The following is a 14,927-nucleotide window of genomic DNA, read 5'->3' as shown; positions in this document are numbered from 1 at the left end:
AAACGGCGGTTCCGCACGCGGATCCGGGGCCGGGGCGCCGACCGTCCCGTTTCTTCCGAACCGCGCCGAGGGGCGGATCCCCGGCGAAACGGCTCCGTTCCGGGAAAGGCGCCGCACCGGAACACACCGGAGTTTCACGGCGCCGCCCCGGGTCCCCCTGCCTTTCCTCCGGAAGGGCGCGCCCCGGGGGGGGCGGCCGCTCCCCGGGCGCGGGGGCGGGTGGATAGCGCGTGGTGACGGCGACCTGGTCGGAGCGCCGCTCCCCCGGGTGCGGGTGCGGGTGCGCCGTGCCCGCGGCGCGGAAGCCCTCGCGCCACGGGCCGGAGGACCGGTCACGGCGGCGCGGGGTTCACCAGGCGCGGAGGTGGTCGCGCAGGGAACGGGCCACACGGGCCATGAGTGCCTCGGCCCCGGGCTGGTGGACGGCGGGCACCCGCGACTCGGTGAGCACCGACACCGCGAACGCCTGGCCGTCCGCGTGCTCGACCACGCCGAACTCGTGGCGCAGGTTCAGCAGGGTGCCGGTCTTGGACGACCAGGTGGACGCGTCGGAGGTGAAGTCCGGGGCGAGGCGGTGGCGCAGCACGTTGCCGCGCATGAGCTCCCGCACCCGCGCGGCGATCCCCGGATCGATCACCGAGGGCCGCCACAGGGCCTCCAGCAGGTCGGTGAACGCCCGGGCCGAGCCGGAGCTGGCCCGGGTCACGTCGAGCTGCGGGATGCGGTGCCCGCGCCCCGCCGTGCCCTCCCCGATGGCCAGGGAGTGCGCCAGGTGCGCCTGGTCGGGTCCGAGCCGGTCGGCGGGGGTCTCGTTGAGGTCGCGGAGCTTGTGCCGGACGGTGATGCCGCGCAGTCCCGCGGAGCGGAGCCAGGCGTCGACCCTCTCGGGCGGGGTGACCTCGAAGAGGGTGTCCGCGGCGGTGTTGTCGCTCAGGCACGTGCTGAGGTACAGGAGGTCCTCGACGCTGACCTTCGCGGGGTGGCGGAACCTGCTCATCCCCGTGTGCATCGGGAGGTCGCTCCGGCCCGGCTGCACGAGCACCTGCTCGGCGCCGTCGATCTCGCCGGCCCGGATGCGTTCGAGCGTGGCGATGGCGAGCGGCACCTTGACGAGCGAGGCGGTCGAGAACTCCAGCTCGGGCTCGATGCCCAGCTCCTCGCCCGTGTCGAGGTCCCGGACGAGGAACGATCCCCGCAGCCCGCCCTCGTCGAGTTCGCGGCGCAGGTCCCGGACCAGTGCGGTGGCGCTCACTCGGACTCCTCCCGACCGTCCGGCGCGCCCAGGCAGCGGGCTATGCCGCGGCCGAGGAGCGAACGCAGCCGCTCGGCCTCCTCGCCGCTGTCGGCGGCCACGTCGTAGCCGCGGGCGAGGCCGATCCCGCCGATCGGGCGCCAGTGCAGCCCCAGGTCGCCGGCCTGCCGCCGTGAGCACAGGAGGAGGTCGTCCGAGCCCAGCGCCTCTGCGGCGGCGGAGGCCAGGGAGGCGGCCACGGAGACCTGGGCGGGTCTCAGCCCGACGGCGTCCCGCAGCCGGTTCAGGGGGTCGCGGACGTGGGGGACGTCGTCCTCGGGCTGGATCCAGACGCGTCGGCCCCGCACGGCCGACCTGCCGCGGTCCACGCGCAGGGTCTCCATGTGGAAGGAGCCGACCCGGGGCTCCGCTGCGCTCGCCAGTCCGAGGGGCACGGTCCAGGCCCCCTCGCCCGGCGGGGTGCCCGTCAGCGCGGCCCGGACCTCGCGAGAGCCCAGGAGCTCGGTCCGGACGGCCGGCGGTGCGGGCCGGAAGTCCAGGTGCACGCCCTCCCTTCGGGCCTCGGCGCCGAGCGCCGCGAGGTCGCGGGTGGCGCAGACGTCCGGCACGGCGAGGCGCAGGGGCCGCAGCGCGGCGCGCTCGGCGTCGTGCTCCATCTCCTCCGCCAACTGGACCAGGCGCCGGGCGGACGGGAGCATGTCGCGTCCGAAGCGGGTGAGGACGGCCCGACGGGTGGAGCGGTCGAACAGCCGCGCCCCCAGGTGGCTCTCCAGGGCCGCGATGCGCCGGCTGGCCACGGGCTGGGGGATGCGGGCGGCTGCGGCGCCGAGGGTGAAGCTGCCCCTGTCGCTCACGTTCACGAAAGCCTTGCAGGCGCCGACGAGGTCCATGCCGGCCACCCTATGACCTTTCGGCATGGAAAGGACCCCTGCCTCCGGGGAGCGCATCGGCCGACGGTCGCGGGCGGTCAGCCGGGGGTGGCGGGGCCGCCCGGCGACCGGGAGGCGACGGCGCCGACGGCCGCGTCGATCGCCCTCCGCTGGGGATCCAGGGACGTGCCCGGCGGACGGCGGGCGGCGCTGAGCCAGATCCCGTCGACGAGGACGAGCAGCAGCTCCACGAGGGAGTCGACGTCCTGGCCCGGCGCGAGCTCCCCCTGCTCCGCGGCGTACCCGAGGGCGGCACGGAGGGCGGTGCGGGCCTGGGCGTCGAGCTCGGCGAGGACCTCGGCGAAGTCGGCGTCCACGGAGGCGCGCGCGTAGAACGCGGACCAGACGCGGGCCTCGGCCAGGCGGTCGCCGTCCGTGGGCAGCAGGTCGAGCAGGACCTGGCGCAGCCCCTCGGCGAAGGTCAGCTTCCCGGGGCCGATGCGCACACGGGAGATCCGGGCGGACACCGCCGCCAGCGCCTCGCGGAGCGCGAAGCGGAGCAGGTCCTCCTTGGTGCCGAAGTCGCGCTGGACGGCCCCCGCGGACAGTTCCGCCTCCGCGGCGACGGTCCGGATGCTGACGCCCTCGAGACCCTCGCGGGCGGCGATCCGGTGGAGCGCCGCGGCCACCCTCCGGCGGCGTTCTTCCCTGTCTACGTACCTGGGCACGGCCACATTGTGGCACACCCCCACGATTCGATACACTCGTATCGATACGAACGTATCGAATGGAGGACGCATGGACCACCCACACGAACGCGGCGCCGTCCGACGGCGGTTCGCCTCCGCCGGACGAAGGGCCGCCCTCGCCACCGCGTGCATCACCGCCCTTCCGGGAGCGGCGGCCGCCGCACTCGTGCTGCTGCCGCCGCCGTCGTGGGACGCGTGGCAGTACGCGCTGCTGGCGCTGGAGTTCAGTCTGGTGTTCGCCGTACCGGCCGCAGCGGGGCTGCTGATCGCCCTCACCGTCCTGTCCCGCTCCCGGGGCCGGAGCCCCCGGGAGCGGGACGGGGCCCCGGCGCCGGGCCCCCCGTCCGGCCGGGGGCGGCGACGGCTCGCGGCGGTCGCCGCCGCGGCCAACGCGGCCGTGCTCGCCGCGGCCCTGGCGCCCCCCGCCGCGATCTGGTCCACCGCGCGCGCCGAAGGGGCGCGGCTCAGCCTCGCCGAGTACACCGCGGGCCTGTCCACCAGCGCCGACCGTGAACCCGAGACGCGCGTCTACCTGCGGCTCGACGAGTCCGGGGAGGAGATCGCCGATCCCGCGGGCAGCGGCGCCCCCGAGGCCGCGGAGGAACTGGTCCTCGACGTGTGGGAACCGGAGCGGAGGGAGGACGACGCACCGCTGCCCATCGTGGTGAACGTCCACGGAGGCGCCGACGACCTGCCGCAGAGCCTCCTCCCCCGCTGGGACGCGTGGCTGGCGGACGGCGGTCGCGTGGTGTTCGACGTCGACTACCGGTACTTCCCGGACGGTGACTGGTCCGCGCCCGTCTCCGACGTCAAGTGCGCCGTCGGCTGGGCCCGCGCGCACGCGGAGGAGTACGGGGCGGACCCGGACAGGGTCGCCGTCACCGGCCAGTCCGCGGGCGGCCTGCTCGCGCTGCTCGCCGGGTACACGTCGGCGGAGGAGATCCCGCCGAGCTGCGACGTCCCCGAGACGGCCCCGGACGCGGTCGTGGCCTGGTACTCCGTCGCCGACGGAACCGACGGGGCCCCCGAAGCGCCGTGGCGGCAGCGCCACTCCCCCGTCGGCGACGACCTGGACGAGGGCTCCGTCCGGATGATGGGCGGGACCCCGGAGGAGGTCCCCGAGGAGTACGAACTCATCTCCCCCCTCCACCAGGTGTCGGCCGACAGCCCGCCCACCCTGCTGGTCATGTCGGGCCACGACCTGTTCCTGGGCACGGAGGACAACCGCCGCATGGCCGCCCGGCTGGACGAGGCCGGGGTCGCGCACCGGTACCTGGAGATCCCCTGGGCGGAGCACATGTTCGACCTGAACTGGGGCGGATTCGCGAGCCAGCTCACCCGGCACACCCTCGACGGCTTCCTCGCCGAGCACCTCGCCCCGTGACCCCCGGGGCCCGGCCCTCCCGTCCCGGCCCTCCCGCCCCGGTCCGCCCGGGACGGGTCGGGGAGCGGCGGGCCGGCGGCGGGCCGAGGGCCCCGCGGGCTCGTAGCCGCGGAGCCGCGTGCGCCTCCGCGCCGGACGCGGCCGACGCGGGACGGAGCGGGACAGGGCGAGGCAGAGCGAGGCGGGACGGAGCGGGACGGGTCGGGGTAGCGCGATGCGGTGCGCTGTCCACAGGCTGTGGACGACGCCGCCGGACGACCCCGGCCCCGGGCACGGGGCGCCCTCCCCGACGCCGGACAGGCCCCGCCCCCGCCGGAACGCTGCCCCGGAACGCGGCCCCGCCACGGCGTCAGCCCTGCTCGGCACCGCTCCGCCCGGGCTCCGCGGGCGTCGGGGGAACGCCGGAGGGGCCGGGCTCCGATCGCGAGAACCCCCGCGCCCCGGGCCCGGCCCCTCCCCGCCCCCGCCGACGGCGGGGGCGCGTGCCGACGGTCAGGCGTCGGCGGCCTCGGCCTCCTTGGGCGCCTCGCCCCGGACCGAGCGCAGGAGCAGCTGGGAGACGTCCACGACCTCGAGCGTCTCCTTGGCCTCGCCCTGCGACTTCTTCTCGTTGATCGCGTCGCCGAGCATGACCTGGCAGAACGGGCAGGCGGTGGAGACGGTGTCGGGGTTGGTGGTCAGCGCCTCGTCCACCCGCTCGGTGTTGATGCGCTTGCCGATCCGCTCCTCCATCCACATGCGGGCGCCGCCCGCGCCGCAGCAGAAGCCCCGCTCCTTGTGGCGGTGCATCTCCTGGGTCTTGACCCCGGGCACCTGGGCCATGATGTCGCGCGGCGGCGTGTACACCTTGTTGTGGCGGCCCAGGAAGCAGGGGTCGTGGTAGGTGATGTTCTCATCCACGGAGTTGACCGGGGTGAGCTGCCCCTCCTCCACCAGCTTGGCCAGCAGCTGGCTGTGGTGGACGACCTCGTAGGTGCCGCCGAGCTGCGGGTACTCGTTGGCGAGGGTGTTGAAGCAGTGGGGGCAGCTGGCCACGATCTTCGTGACGCCGGCGTCGTTGAGCGTCTCCACGTTCTGCTGCGCGAGCATCTGGAAGACGTACTCCATGCCCAGGCGGCGGGCGGGGTCGCCCGTGCAGGCCTCCATGCCGCCCAGGACGGCGAACCTGACGCCCGCGATGTCCAGCAGTTCGGCGATGGCCTTGGTGGTCTTCTTCGCCCGGTCCTCCAGCGCCCCGGCGCAGCCGACCCAGAACAGGTACTCGGTGCCCTCGGGCAGCTTGTCCTCGACGACCTGGACCTCGACCGGGTTCTCCTGGGAGGCCAGCTCGGCGATCCAGTCCATGCGCCGGTCCTCGGCCATGCCCCAGGGGTTGCCCTTGTTCTCCAGGTTCTTGAGGAGCGTGTTGGCCTCGGACGGGAAGTTGGACTCGACCATGACCTGGTAGCGGCGCATGTCGAGGATGTGGTCGATGTGCTCGATGTCGACCGGGCACTGCTCGACGCAGGCGCCGCAGTTGGTGCAGGCCCACAGCTCGTCGGGGTGGATCACGCCGCCCTCCTCCTCGGTGCCGACCAGCGGCTTGTTGAGGAGTGCGAGGACGTCCACGCCCGCGTGGCTCTCGTCGGGCTTCTCGGCGAGGGTCTCCTCGGTGATGCCCTGGAGGAGGTACGGGGCCTTCTCGTACGCGTGCCGCTGGAGGTCGAGGATGACCTTCTTGGGCGAGAGGGGCTTGCCGGTGTTCCAGGCGGGGCACTGCGACTGGCAGCGGCCGCACTCGGTGCAGCTGCTGAAGTCGAGGAGGCCCTTCCAGGTGAAGTCCTCGATCTTGCCCGCGCCGAACGGGTCCTCGTCCGGGTCGGCCTCCTCGAAGTCGAGGGGCTTGGTGCCCGACTTGTCCATCATCTGCTTGGCCGCGCCGAGGGTCGGCTTCCCGTCGGCGTTGCGCTTGAAGTAGATGTTGACCGGCGCGATGAAGCGGTGCCAGGCCACGCCCATGGTGAGATTGAGCGCCAGCACGGCGAAGAACGCGTAGCTGAGGATCAGCTTGAACGCGGCGACCAGGGCGATGCCGGGGTCGGCGATGGACGGGTCGCCGGGCAGGAGCGCGCCCACGGCGTGGGAGATCGGGGTCGCCCAGACCGGGAACGGGAAGGTGTCGGAGGCGACCTTGAAGCCGCGGATCACGAAGATCGCGAACATCAGGCCGATGATGTACGCCTCGACGTAGTAAGCGGTCCAGTGCTTGGAGTTCATGAAGCGGGACGCGCGGCCGATCCGCGCGGGGCGGTTGACGAACCGGTAGGCGGTCAGGCCCAGGATGCCGACGAGGCTGGCCCCGGCGATGAACTCGACCGCCAGGCCGTAGATCGTCCAGTCGGCGATGACCGGCAGCGCGAAGTGGGGGTCGAAGACCTCGCCCTGCGCCTCCACGACCGTGAAGACGAGGAGGGGGAAGGAGACCATCACGAACCAGTGCGCGACGCCGATCCACGGCCGCTTGAGCATGCGCCCGTGCCCGAGGATCTCGATGACCGTCATGGTGAACCGTTGTCCGAACGGCCCCTTGCGCTCGGGCTCCACCGCACGGCCCACACCCACGGTTCGCACGATCTGGCGGACGGCCAGAGCGAACATGGTGAACGCGACCACGGCGAAGACCGAGGTGATGATGCCCAGCGTCAAGTACAGAGGATGCATCGTCCGTGGCCTCCCATCCTGCTTCTCGTCGACCGGTGCGCCACACACCGGCGGTCGGAACTTATGTTACTAGCGGGTAATCGCGCACCAGCCACCGGATCGCCCCGGCGCCGGGCGCGGGCCCGGCAGACGCCCCTTCCGGTGCGGACCGGCACCGCGGCGCCCGCCCGCGCCGAGGCCCGCGGGCGCCGACGCAACAGAACCACGGTGGTGCGCCCGGGACGACCCCGGACACACCGCGCCTCCCCCTATATGTAGCGGACCGCGGACACCGGCGGGCGCCCCGGGCATCGGTGGGACCACCAGGGATCTCCCCCGATCCCAGGTTGGGCCACGGCGGGGGCGGGGGCAACCGGGAACCCGGGTCCTGTGGACGGCCGGACCGGACGCCCCGCCCCCGGCGGGGACCCGCACCCCCGCCCCCGCCCCCGCCGTACGGAGCCGCCGGGGCTACCCCCGGACGCCCCTGACCTCCCCTGGTTTCCAGGTCAAGGATGTCCCCGAGTTGTCCCGGGGTTCCCCCATCTTCCTCGTGGGGAGTGCCCAGGTCGGGAACATCCCGGCTCGTCCGGCCGTTGTCAGGGCGTAGGAACCAACTTGAGTCTGGTCGACTCAACTGACTTGACAGCCCTCGCTCGACGAAGCAAACTTACGCCTGAACGACTCAACTTTGACGGAGGAAGCAACCATGGCTCGTGCGGTCGGAATCGACCTCGGTACGACGAACTCGTGTGTCGCGGTCCTGGAGGGCGGCGAGCCGACGGTCATCGCCAACGCCGAGGGCTCCCGTACCACCCCGTCCGTCGTCGCCTTCGCCAAGAACGGCGAGGTCCTCGTCGGCGAGGTCGCCAAGCGCCAGGCGGTCACCAACGTCGACCGCACCATCCGCTCGGTCAAGCGCCACATCGGCACCGACTGGACGGTGAAGATCGACGACAAGACCTTCAACCCCCAGCAGATCAGCGCCTTCGTGCTCCAGAAGCTCAAGCGCGACGCCGAGGCCTACCTCGGCGAGGACGTGACCGACGCGGTCATCACCGTCCCCGCCTACTTCAGCGACTCCCAGCGCCAGGCCACCAAGGAGGCCGGCACGATCGCGGGCCTCAACGTCCTGCGCATCATCAACGAGCCGACCTCGGCCGCCCTCGCCTACCACCTGGAGAAGGAGGAGGAGGCGACCATCCTGGTGTACGACCTGGGCGGCGGCACCTTCGACGTCTCCCTGCTGGAGGTCGGCGACGGCGTCGTGGAGGTCAAGGCGACCAACGGCGACAACCACCTCGGCGGCGACGACTGGGACCAGGCGATCGTCAACTGGCTGGTCGAGCGCTTCAAGAACTCCAACGGCGTGGACCTGTCCAAGGACAAGATGGCCCTGCAGCGCCTGCGCGAGGCCGCGGAGAAGGCCAAGATCGAGCTGTCCAGCTCCAGCGAGTCGGGCATCAACCTGCCCTACATCACGGCCTCGGCCGAGGGCCCGCTGCACCTGGACGAGAAGCTCTCCCGCGCCGAGTTCCAGCGCCTGACCTCCGACCTGGTCGAGCGGACCAAGACGCCGTTCCAGCAGGTCATCAAGGACGCGGGGATCAGTGTCGACCAGATCGACCACGTGGTCCTGGTGGGCGGCTCGACCCGTATGCCCGCCATCGCCGACCTGGTCAAGGAGATGACCGGCGGCAAGGAGCCCAACAAGGGCGTCAACCCGGACGAGGTCGTGGCGATCGGCGCCGCGCTCCAGGCCGGCGTGCTCAAGGGCGAGGTCAAGGACGTCCTGCTCCTGGACGTGACCCCGCTGTCGCTGGGCATCGAGACCAAGGGCGGGGTGTTCACCAAGCTCATCGAGCGCAACACCACCATCCCGACCAAGCGCTCCGAGATCTTCACGACGGCCGACGACAACCAGCCGTCCGTGCAGATCCAGGTCTACCAGGGTGAGCGCGACATCGCCCAGTACAACAAGAAGCTGGGCGTCTTCGACCTCACCGGCCTGCCCCCGGCGCCGCGCGGCGTCCCGCAGATCGAGGTCGCCTTCGACATCGACGCCAACGGCATCGTCAGCGTCACCGCGAAGGACCTGGGCACCGGCCGCGAGCAGTCCGTCACCATCTCCGGCGGCTCCGCGATGTCCAAGGACGACATCGACAAGATGGTCCGCGACGCCGAGCAGTACGCGGAGGAGGACCGCAAGCGCCGCGAGGAGGCCGAGGTCCGCAACAACGCCGAGTCCCTCGTCTACCAGACCGAGAAGGTCATCAAGGACAACGAGGACAAGATCCCGGCGGACGTGCGCTCCGAGACCGAGGCCGCGGTGGCCGAGCTGAAGACCGCCCTCGAGGGCACCGACGTCGAGGCCATCCGCTCCGCGAGCGAGAAGGTCGCGCTGGCCAGCCAGAAGATCGGTTCCGCGATCTACAGCCAGGGCCAGCAGGGCGGCGCCGAGGGCGACGCCGGCGCTTCGGCCTCCGACTCCGCCGACGACACCGACGTCGTGGACGCCGAGATCGTCGACGAGGACAACGGCAAGGGCAGCCAGCAGTCCTGAGCCCCAGGTCGAGTCGAGGAAGGAGGGCACGTCGGACATGGCACCGTCGGACAACAACAAGAACAACTCCGACACCGGTGACGGTGAGGAGAGGCAGGGCCCGGTGATCCGCGACAACCGCCGGATCGACCCCGAGACCGGTGAGGTCCGCGAGCCCAAGGGGGCCACCGCCCCCGAGGAGCCCGCCGCCGCGCCGGACGACTCCGACGAGGACGTCGTCGAGGCCGAGCTGGAGGACTTCCCCGAGATTCCGGACACTCCGGAATCCGTGGTCACGGACGCGATCAACGCGGACGAGCGGGTCATCGAGCTGACCAACGACATCAAGCGCGTGCAGGCGGAGTACTCCAACTACCGCAAGCGCGTCGAGCGCGACCGCGTCGCGGTCCGCGAGACGGCGACCGCCCAGGTCCTCGGCGAACTCCTGCCGATCCTGGACGACATCGGCCGGGCGCGGGACCACGACGAGCTCAACGGCGGGTTCAAGGCGGTGGGCGAGGCCCTGGAGGCCTCCGTCACCAAGCTGGGCCTGGAGCGCTACGCGGACCAGGGCGACGAGTTCGACCCGAACATCCACGAGGCGCTCACCCTGGTGCCGGTCCCCAACATCTCCGTACAGTCGGTGATCGAGGTGTTCCAGCCCGGGTACCGCATCGGTGAGAGGATCCTCCGTCCGGCCCGCGTGGTCGTCGGGGACCCGGTCGACGGCGGCGAGGCCCCGGCCGGAGCCGCCGAGGACGGCGGGGCCCCCGGAGCGGACGAGGCCGACACCGCGGCCGAGTCCGGTGGCGAGGAGAACAGCAAGTAGCGGGCACGCCCGTGACCTCCGGCCGTGACCGCCGCTCGCGCGGAGGTCACGGCCGGAGTCGGACCCCGGCCCGCCACGGGCCGGGGTCACGTGGAACCATCGGACGCAACCGGCACCAGCGGGGAGAAGGCACCAGTCGATGAGCACCAAGGACTACCTGGAGAAGGACTACTACAAGGTCCTCGGAGTCTCAAAGACCGCCTCGAAGGACGAGATCAAGCAGTCCTACCGCAAGCTGGCCCGGGAGAGCCACCCCGACGCGAACACCGACGACCCCAAGGCGGAGGACCGCTTCAAGGAGGTCTCCGAGGCGTACAACGTCCTGTCGGACGACAAGCGCCGCAAGGAGTACGACGAGGCGAGATCGCTGTTCGGGGGGTCGTACCGCCCGGGCGGCGGCACCGGGCCGGGCGGGTTCGACATGGGCGACCTGTTCGGCCAGGGCACCTCCGGGGGCGGTGGCGGCGCGGGCGGTGAGCGCCTGAGCGACATCTTCGGCGGCCTGTTCGGCAACCGCGGCCGGGGCGGCGGGGCGACGCGCAGCCGGCGCGGCGCGGACGTCGAGACCGAGACCACGCTGACCTTCCGCGAGGCGGCCGACGGGGTCACGCGCTCCTTCCAGCTGACCAGCGAGGAGGCGTGTCCCACCTGCAAGGGCACGGGCGCCAAGCTCGGCACGGCCCCGCGGATGTGCCCGAAGTGCTCCGGCACCGGGCACGAGAACACCAACCTGGGCGGCTTCTCGCTGTCCGAGCCGTGCAGCGAGTGCAAGGGCCGCGGCCTGGTCGTGGACGACCCCTGCGCCACCTGCAACGGCAGCGGGCGCGGCAAGAGCACCCGCACCATCCAGACCCGTATCCCGGGCGGGGTGACCGAGGGCCAGCGGATCAGGATCAAGGGCAAGGGCGCGCCGGGCGAGAACGGCGGTCCGGCGGGTGACCTCTACGTCGTCGTCCACGTGAAGGAGCACCCGGTGTTCGGCAGGAGCGGCGACAACGTGACGATCACCGTGCCGGTGAGCTTCCCCGAGGCGGTGCTCGGCGCGGAGGTCCGCATCCCGACGCTCAACGGCTTCCCGGTGACCGTGAAGGTCCCGCCGGGCACGCAGAACGGTCACAAGCTGCGGGTGCGCGGCAAGGGCGCGACCCGCAAGGACGGCACCGCGGGCGACATGCTCGTCACGATCGAGGTGGCGGTGCCGAAAACGCTCAGCGGGGACGCGCGCGAGGCCCTGGAGAAGTTCCGCGCCGCGACGTCCGACTACGACCCGCGTGACGGACTCGAGGCGCGGGCGAAGGGTGCGTGAACGACGTGAACGACTCCTTCGGCGCTGACGCCCCGGTCTACGTGATCTCGGTGGCCGCCGAACTCGCGGGGATGCACCCGCAGACCCTGAGGCAGTACGACCGGCTGGGGATCGTCTCCCCCGGCCGGGCGTCCGGCCGGGGGCGCCGCTACTCCATGCGCGACGTGCAGACGCTGCGCGAGGTGCAGCGGCTGTCCCAGGAGGAGGGCATCAACCTCGCCGGGATCAAGCGGATCCTCGAGCTGCAGCACGAGGTCGAGCAGCTGCGCGAGCAGATCTTCCATGTGGCGAACGAGCTGGAGGCGGCCCGGCGGGCGGTGTCCAGGCGCGGCAGGCCGGCCCGCCCCGAACCGGGGCCCGCGGTCCGCGGCGAGCTGGTGCGCCGGACCCGTGTGACCATCTTCAACACCGCCGAGCCCTTCGGCGCCGCCGGGGGCGACGACGAGCCCCGCGACGCGGGGCCGGGCTCCCCCGGCCAGCCGGGCGCTCCCGGCCGGGGCGCCGCCGGACCGGGGGTCCCCGGGCAGGGCGGCCCCGGGCAGGAGGGCCCGCAGCGCGGGACCGGCGGCACCGAGAGGGGCCGCACGGAGAACGGGCGGGACTGAGGGACGTCCGCCCCACCGCCGGGGGTCGAGGTCGGCCACCGAACATCACTGTGAGTGACATTAGTTTTTCTAGGAGTCACCGAACATGAACTACAAGCTCACCCAGAAGAGCCAGGAGGCTCTGTCGGTGGCCATCCGCCGCGCCACCGCGGACGGCAGCCCCCAGACCGAGCCCGCGCACCTGCTGGCGGCCCTCCTCGACCAGCCCGAGGGGATCACCCGTCCGCTGCTCAAGGAGGTCGGCGCCAACCCCGACACCCTCAAGGACAAGGTCGAGGCCGCCGTCGGCGCCCTGCCCAGGGCCGCGGGGTCCACGGTCAGCTCGCCCAGCTCGTCGCGCCAGCTGATCGTCTCCATCAACACGGCGGCGCAGCGCGCCCAGCAGATGGAGGACGAGTACGTCTCCACCGAGCACCTGCTGGTGGGGCTCGCCACCGACGGCGGCGAGGCCGCACGGCTGCTCACCGAGGCGGGGGCGACCCCCGACGCGCTCCTGGAGGCGTTCGAGCGGGTGCGCGGGACGGGGAAGATCACCACCGAGAACCCCGAGGACACCTACAAGGCGCTGGAGAAGTTCGGCGTCGACCTCACCGAACGCGCCCGCGAGGGCAAGGTCGACCCGGTCATCGGACGCGACGGGGAGATCCGCCGGGTCGTCCAGGTGCTCAGCCGCCGCACCAAGAACAACCCCGTGCTCATCGGTGAGCCCGGCGTCGGCAAGACCGCCGTCGTCGAGGGGCTCGCCCAGCGCATCGTGGCCGGGGACGTGCCGCAGTCGCTGGTCGGCAAGCGCCTGGTCAGCCTGGACCTGTCCGCGATGGTGGCGGGCGCCAAGTACCGGGGCGAGTTCGAGGAGCGGCTCAAGTCGGTGCTCTCCGAGATCAAGGCGTCCGAGGGCCGGGTCATCACCTTCATCGACGAGCTGCACACCATGGTCGGCGCGGGCGCCGCCGAGGGCGCCATGGACGCGGGCAACATGCTCAAGCCCATGCTGGCGCGCGGGGAGCTGCGCATGGTCGGCGCGACCACCCTGGACGAGTACAGGGAGAAGATCGAGAAGGACCCCGCGCTCGAACGCCGGTTCCAGCAGGTCATGGTGGGCGAGCCGTCGGCGGCGGACACGATCGCGATCCTGCGCGGGCTCAAGGGCCGCTACGAGGCCCACCACAAGGTCCAGATCGCCGACGCGGCGCTGGTGGCCGCCGCGACCCTGTCCGACCGCTACATCACCGCCCGCTTCCTGCCGGACAAGGCCATCGACCTCATCGACGAGGCCGCGTCCCGGCTGCGCATGGAGATCGACTCCAGCCCGGTGGAGATCGACGAGCTCAAGCGCACCGTCGACCGCCTGAAGATGGAGGAGATGGCGCTGGAGAAGGAGTCCGACCCGGCCAGCGTGCAGCGGCTGGAGCGGCTCCGCTCCGACCTCGCCGACACCCAGGAGCAGCTCACCGGCCTCGTGGCGCGGTGGGAGCAGGAGAAGGCCGGGCTCAACCGGCTCGGCGAGCTCAAGGGCCAGCTGGACGACCTGCGCACGCGCGCCGAGCTGGCGCAGCGCGAGGGCGACTTCGGCGAGGCCTCCCGGCTCATGTACGGGGACATCCCGCAGCTGGAGAAGCAGGTCGAGGAGGCGTCCAAGGCCGAGGAGAGCGCGGCGCCCCAGAGCGGCGACACCATGGTCAAGGACGAGGTCGGCGCCGACGAGGTCGCCGACGTGGTGTCCGCGTGGACCGGCATCCCCGTCGGGCGGCTGCTGGAGGGCGAGACCTCCAAGCTGCTGCGCATGGAGGACGAGCTGGGCTCGCGGATCATCGGCCAGCGGGACGCCGTCGTGGCGGTGTCGGACGCGGTGCGCCGGGCTCGGGCGGGGATCTCCGACCCGGACCGGCCGACGGGTTCGTTCCTGTTCCTCGGGCCGACGGGCGTGGGCAAGACCGAGCTGGCCAAGGCGCTGGCGGAGTTCCTGTTCGACGACGAGCGCGCGATCGTGCGCATCGACATGAGCGAGTACTCCGAGAAGCACTCCGTGTCGCGCCTGGTGGGCGCGCCCCCCGGATACGTGGGGTACGAGGAGGGCGGCCAGCTGACCGAGGCGGTGCGCCGCCGCCCGTACACGGTCGTGCTGCTGGACGAGGTGGAGAAGGGGCACCCGGAGGTGTTCGACACCCTGCTCCAGGTGCTGGACGACGGCCGCCTGACCGACGGGCAGGGCCGCCAGGTCGACTTCCGCAACACGATCCTCATCCTCACCTCCAACCTGGGGTCGCCGTTCCTGGTGGACCAGTCGCTGGAGGAGTCGGTGCGCCGGGACCGCGTCATGGACGTGGTGCGGGCGACCTTCAAGCCGGAGTTCCTGAACCGGCTGGACGACGTGATCATGTTCGACGCCCTGTCCACGGCCGACCTGACGCGGATCGTGGACCTGCAGGTGGACAAGCTGGCCGGGCGCCTGGCCGACCGGCGGTTCGGCCTGGACGTCACACCGGGCGCGCGGGAGTGGCTGGCGCTGACGGGCTACGACCCGAACTACGGCGCGCGTCCGCTGCGCCGCCTGGTGCAGTCCACCATCGGCGACCCCCTGGCGCGTGAGCTGCTCTCGGGCTCGTTGTCCGAGGGCGACACGGCGGTCGTGGACGTGGACGACGTCTCGGACAAGCTGCGGGTGACCGTGCGCCGGGGCGACGCTCCCGCGGCCTGACCGGGCCCCGCGCG

General features: G+C 72.3%; 10 protein-coding genes. 6 read left to right on the top strand and 4 right to left on the bottom strand.

Translation table 11 applies throughout. The annotated features are described in order from the left end of the window. Nucleotides 1–349: 349 nt before the first annotated feature. From ACQPYD_RS01680 to ACQPYD_RS01670, 3 genes are all read right to left on the bottom strand, one after another. Entirely contained in the window at nucleotides 350–1,252 is a 903-nt protein-coding gene (locus tag ACQPYD_RS01680) for a serine hydrolase (RefSeq protein ID WP_433699471.1), read from the bottom strand. Further along, on the bottom strand, nucleotides 1,249–2,142 hold the full coding sequence (locus ACQPYD_RS01675; RefSeq protein WP_433699470.1) for a LysR family transcriptional regulator: 894 nt from the start codon (nucleotides 2,140–2,142) through the stop codon (nucleotides 1,249–1,251). The genes ACQPYD_RS01680 and ACQPYD_RS01675 overlap by 4 nt, the downstream gene beginning before the upstream one ends. Nucleotides 2,143–2,219: 77 nt before the next feature. Further along, nucleotides 2,220–2,855, bottom strand: a complete 636-nt coding sequence (locus ACQPYD_RS01670) for a TetR/AcrR family transcriptional regulator (RefSeq protein ID WP_433701916.1) — start codon at nucleotides 2,853–2,855, stop codon at nucleotides 2,220–2,222. A 64-nt stretch (nucleotides 2,856–2,919) separates the two neighbouring features. On the opposite strand from ACQPYD_RS01670, the gene ACQPYD_RS01665 reads away from it, so the two are divergent. Next, nucleotides 2,920–4,254, top strand: a complete 1,335-nt coding sequence (locus tag ACQPYD_RS01665) for an alpha/beta hydrolase fold domain-containing protein (protein ID WP_433699469.1) — start codon at nucleotides 2,920–2,922, stop codon at nucleotides 4,252–4,254. 492 nt (nucleotides 4,255–4,746) lie between these two features. On the opposite strand, the gene ACQPYD_RS01660 is transcribed toward ACQPYD_RS01665, so the two are convergent. Next, a complete protein-coding gene (locus tag ACQPYD_RS01660; protein ID WP_433699468.1) occupies nucleotides 4,747–6,954 on the bottom strand; it encodes a (Fe-S)-binding protein in 2,208 nt (735 codons plus the stop codon). Nucleotides 6,955–7,642: 688 nt separating this feature from the next. Here ACQPYD_RS01660 and dnaK point away from each other — a divergent pair. The 5 genes from dnaK (at nucleotide 7,643) to clpB (ending at nucleotide 14,913) form a co-directional block, all read left to right on the top strand. Next, nucleotides 7,643–9,496: a molecular chaperone DnaK gene (gene dnaK, locus ACQPYD_RS01655; protein WP_433699467.1), complete on the top strand. Its 1,854-nt coding sequence runs from the start codon at nucleotides 7,643–7,645 to the stop codon at nucleotides 9,494–9,496. Between the two features lie 37 nt (nucleotides 9,497–9,533). After that, complete coding sequence (grpE, locus tag ACQPYD_RS01650) at nucleotides 9,534–10,304, top strand: nucleotide exchange factor GrpE (protein WP_433699466.1); 771 nt, start codon at nucleotides 9,534–9,536, stop codon at nucleotides 10,302–10,304. 139 nt (nucleotides 10,305–10,443) lie between these two features. Further along, the gene (dnaJ, locus tag ACQPYD_RS01645; protein ID WP_267947647.1) at nucleotides 10,444–11,610 is read left to right on the top strand and encodes a molecular chaperone DnaJ; all 1,167 of its coding nucleotides are present in this window, start codon (nucleotides 10,444–10,446) and stop codon (nucleotides 11,608–11,610) included. Continuing rightward, nucleotides 11,607–12,215 carry a heat shock protein transcriptional repressor HspR gene (locus ACQPYD_RS01640; RefSeq protein WP_433699465.1) on the top strand — a complete coding sequence of 203 codons (609 nt, stop codon included), beginning with the start codon at nucleotides 11,607–11,609 and terminating at the stop codon, nucleotides 12,213–12,215. Before dnaJ ends, ACQPYD_RS01640 begins: the two co-directional genes overlap by 4 nt. 85 nt (nucleotides 12,216–12,300) lie before the next feature. Beyond that, the gene (gene clpB / locus ACQPYD_RS01635; RefSeq protein ID WP_433699464.1) at nucleotides 12,301–14,913 is read left to right on the top strand and encodes an ATP-dependent chaperone ClpB; all 2,613 of its coding nucleotides are present in this window, start codon (nucleotides 12,301–12,303) and stop codon (nucleotides 14,911–14,913) included. Nucleotides 14,914–14,927 lie beyond the last annotated feature (14 nt).

Origin of the sequence: Nocardiopsis sp. CA-288880 (genome assembly GCF_050955985.1) — a bacterium.
Lineage (GTDB): Bacteria > Actinomycetota > Actinomycetes > Streptosporangiales > Streptosporangiaceae > Nocardiopsis > Nocardiopsis tropica.
This window is presented reverse-complemented; position numbering and strand designations above follow the sequence as displayed.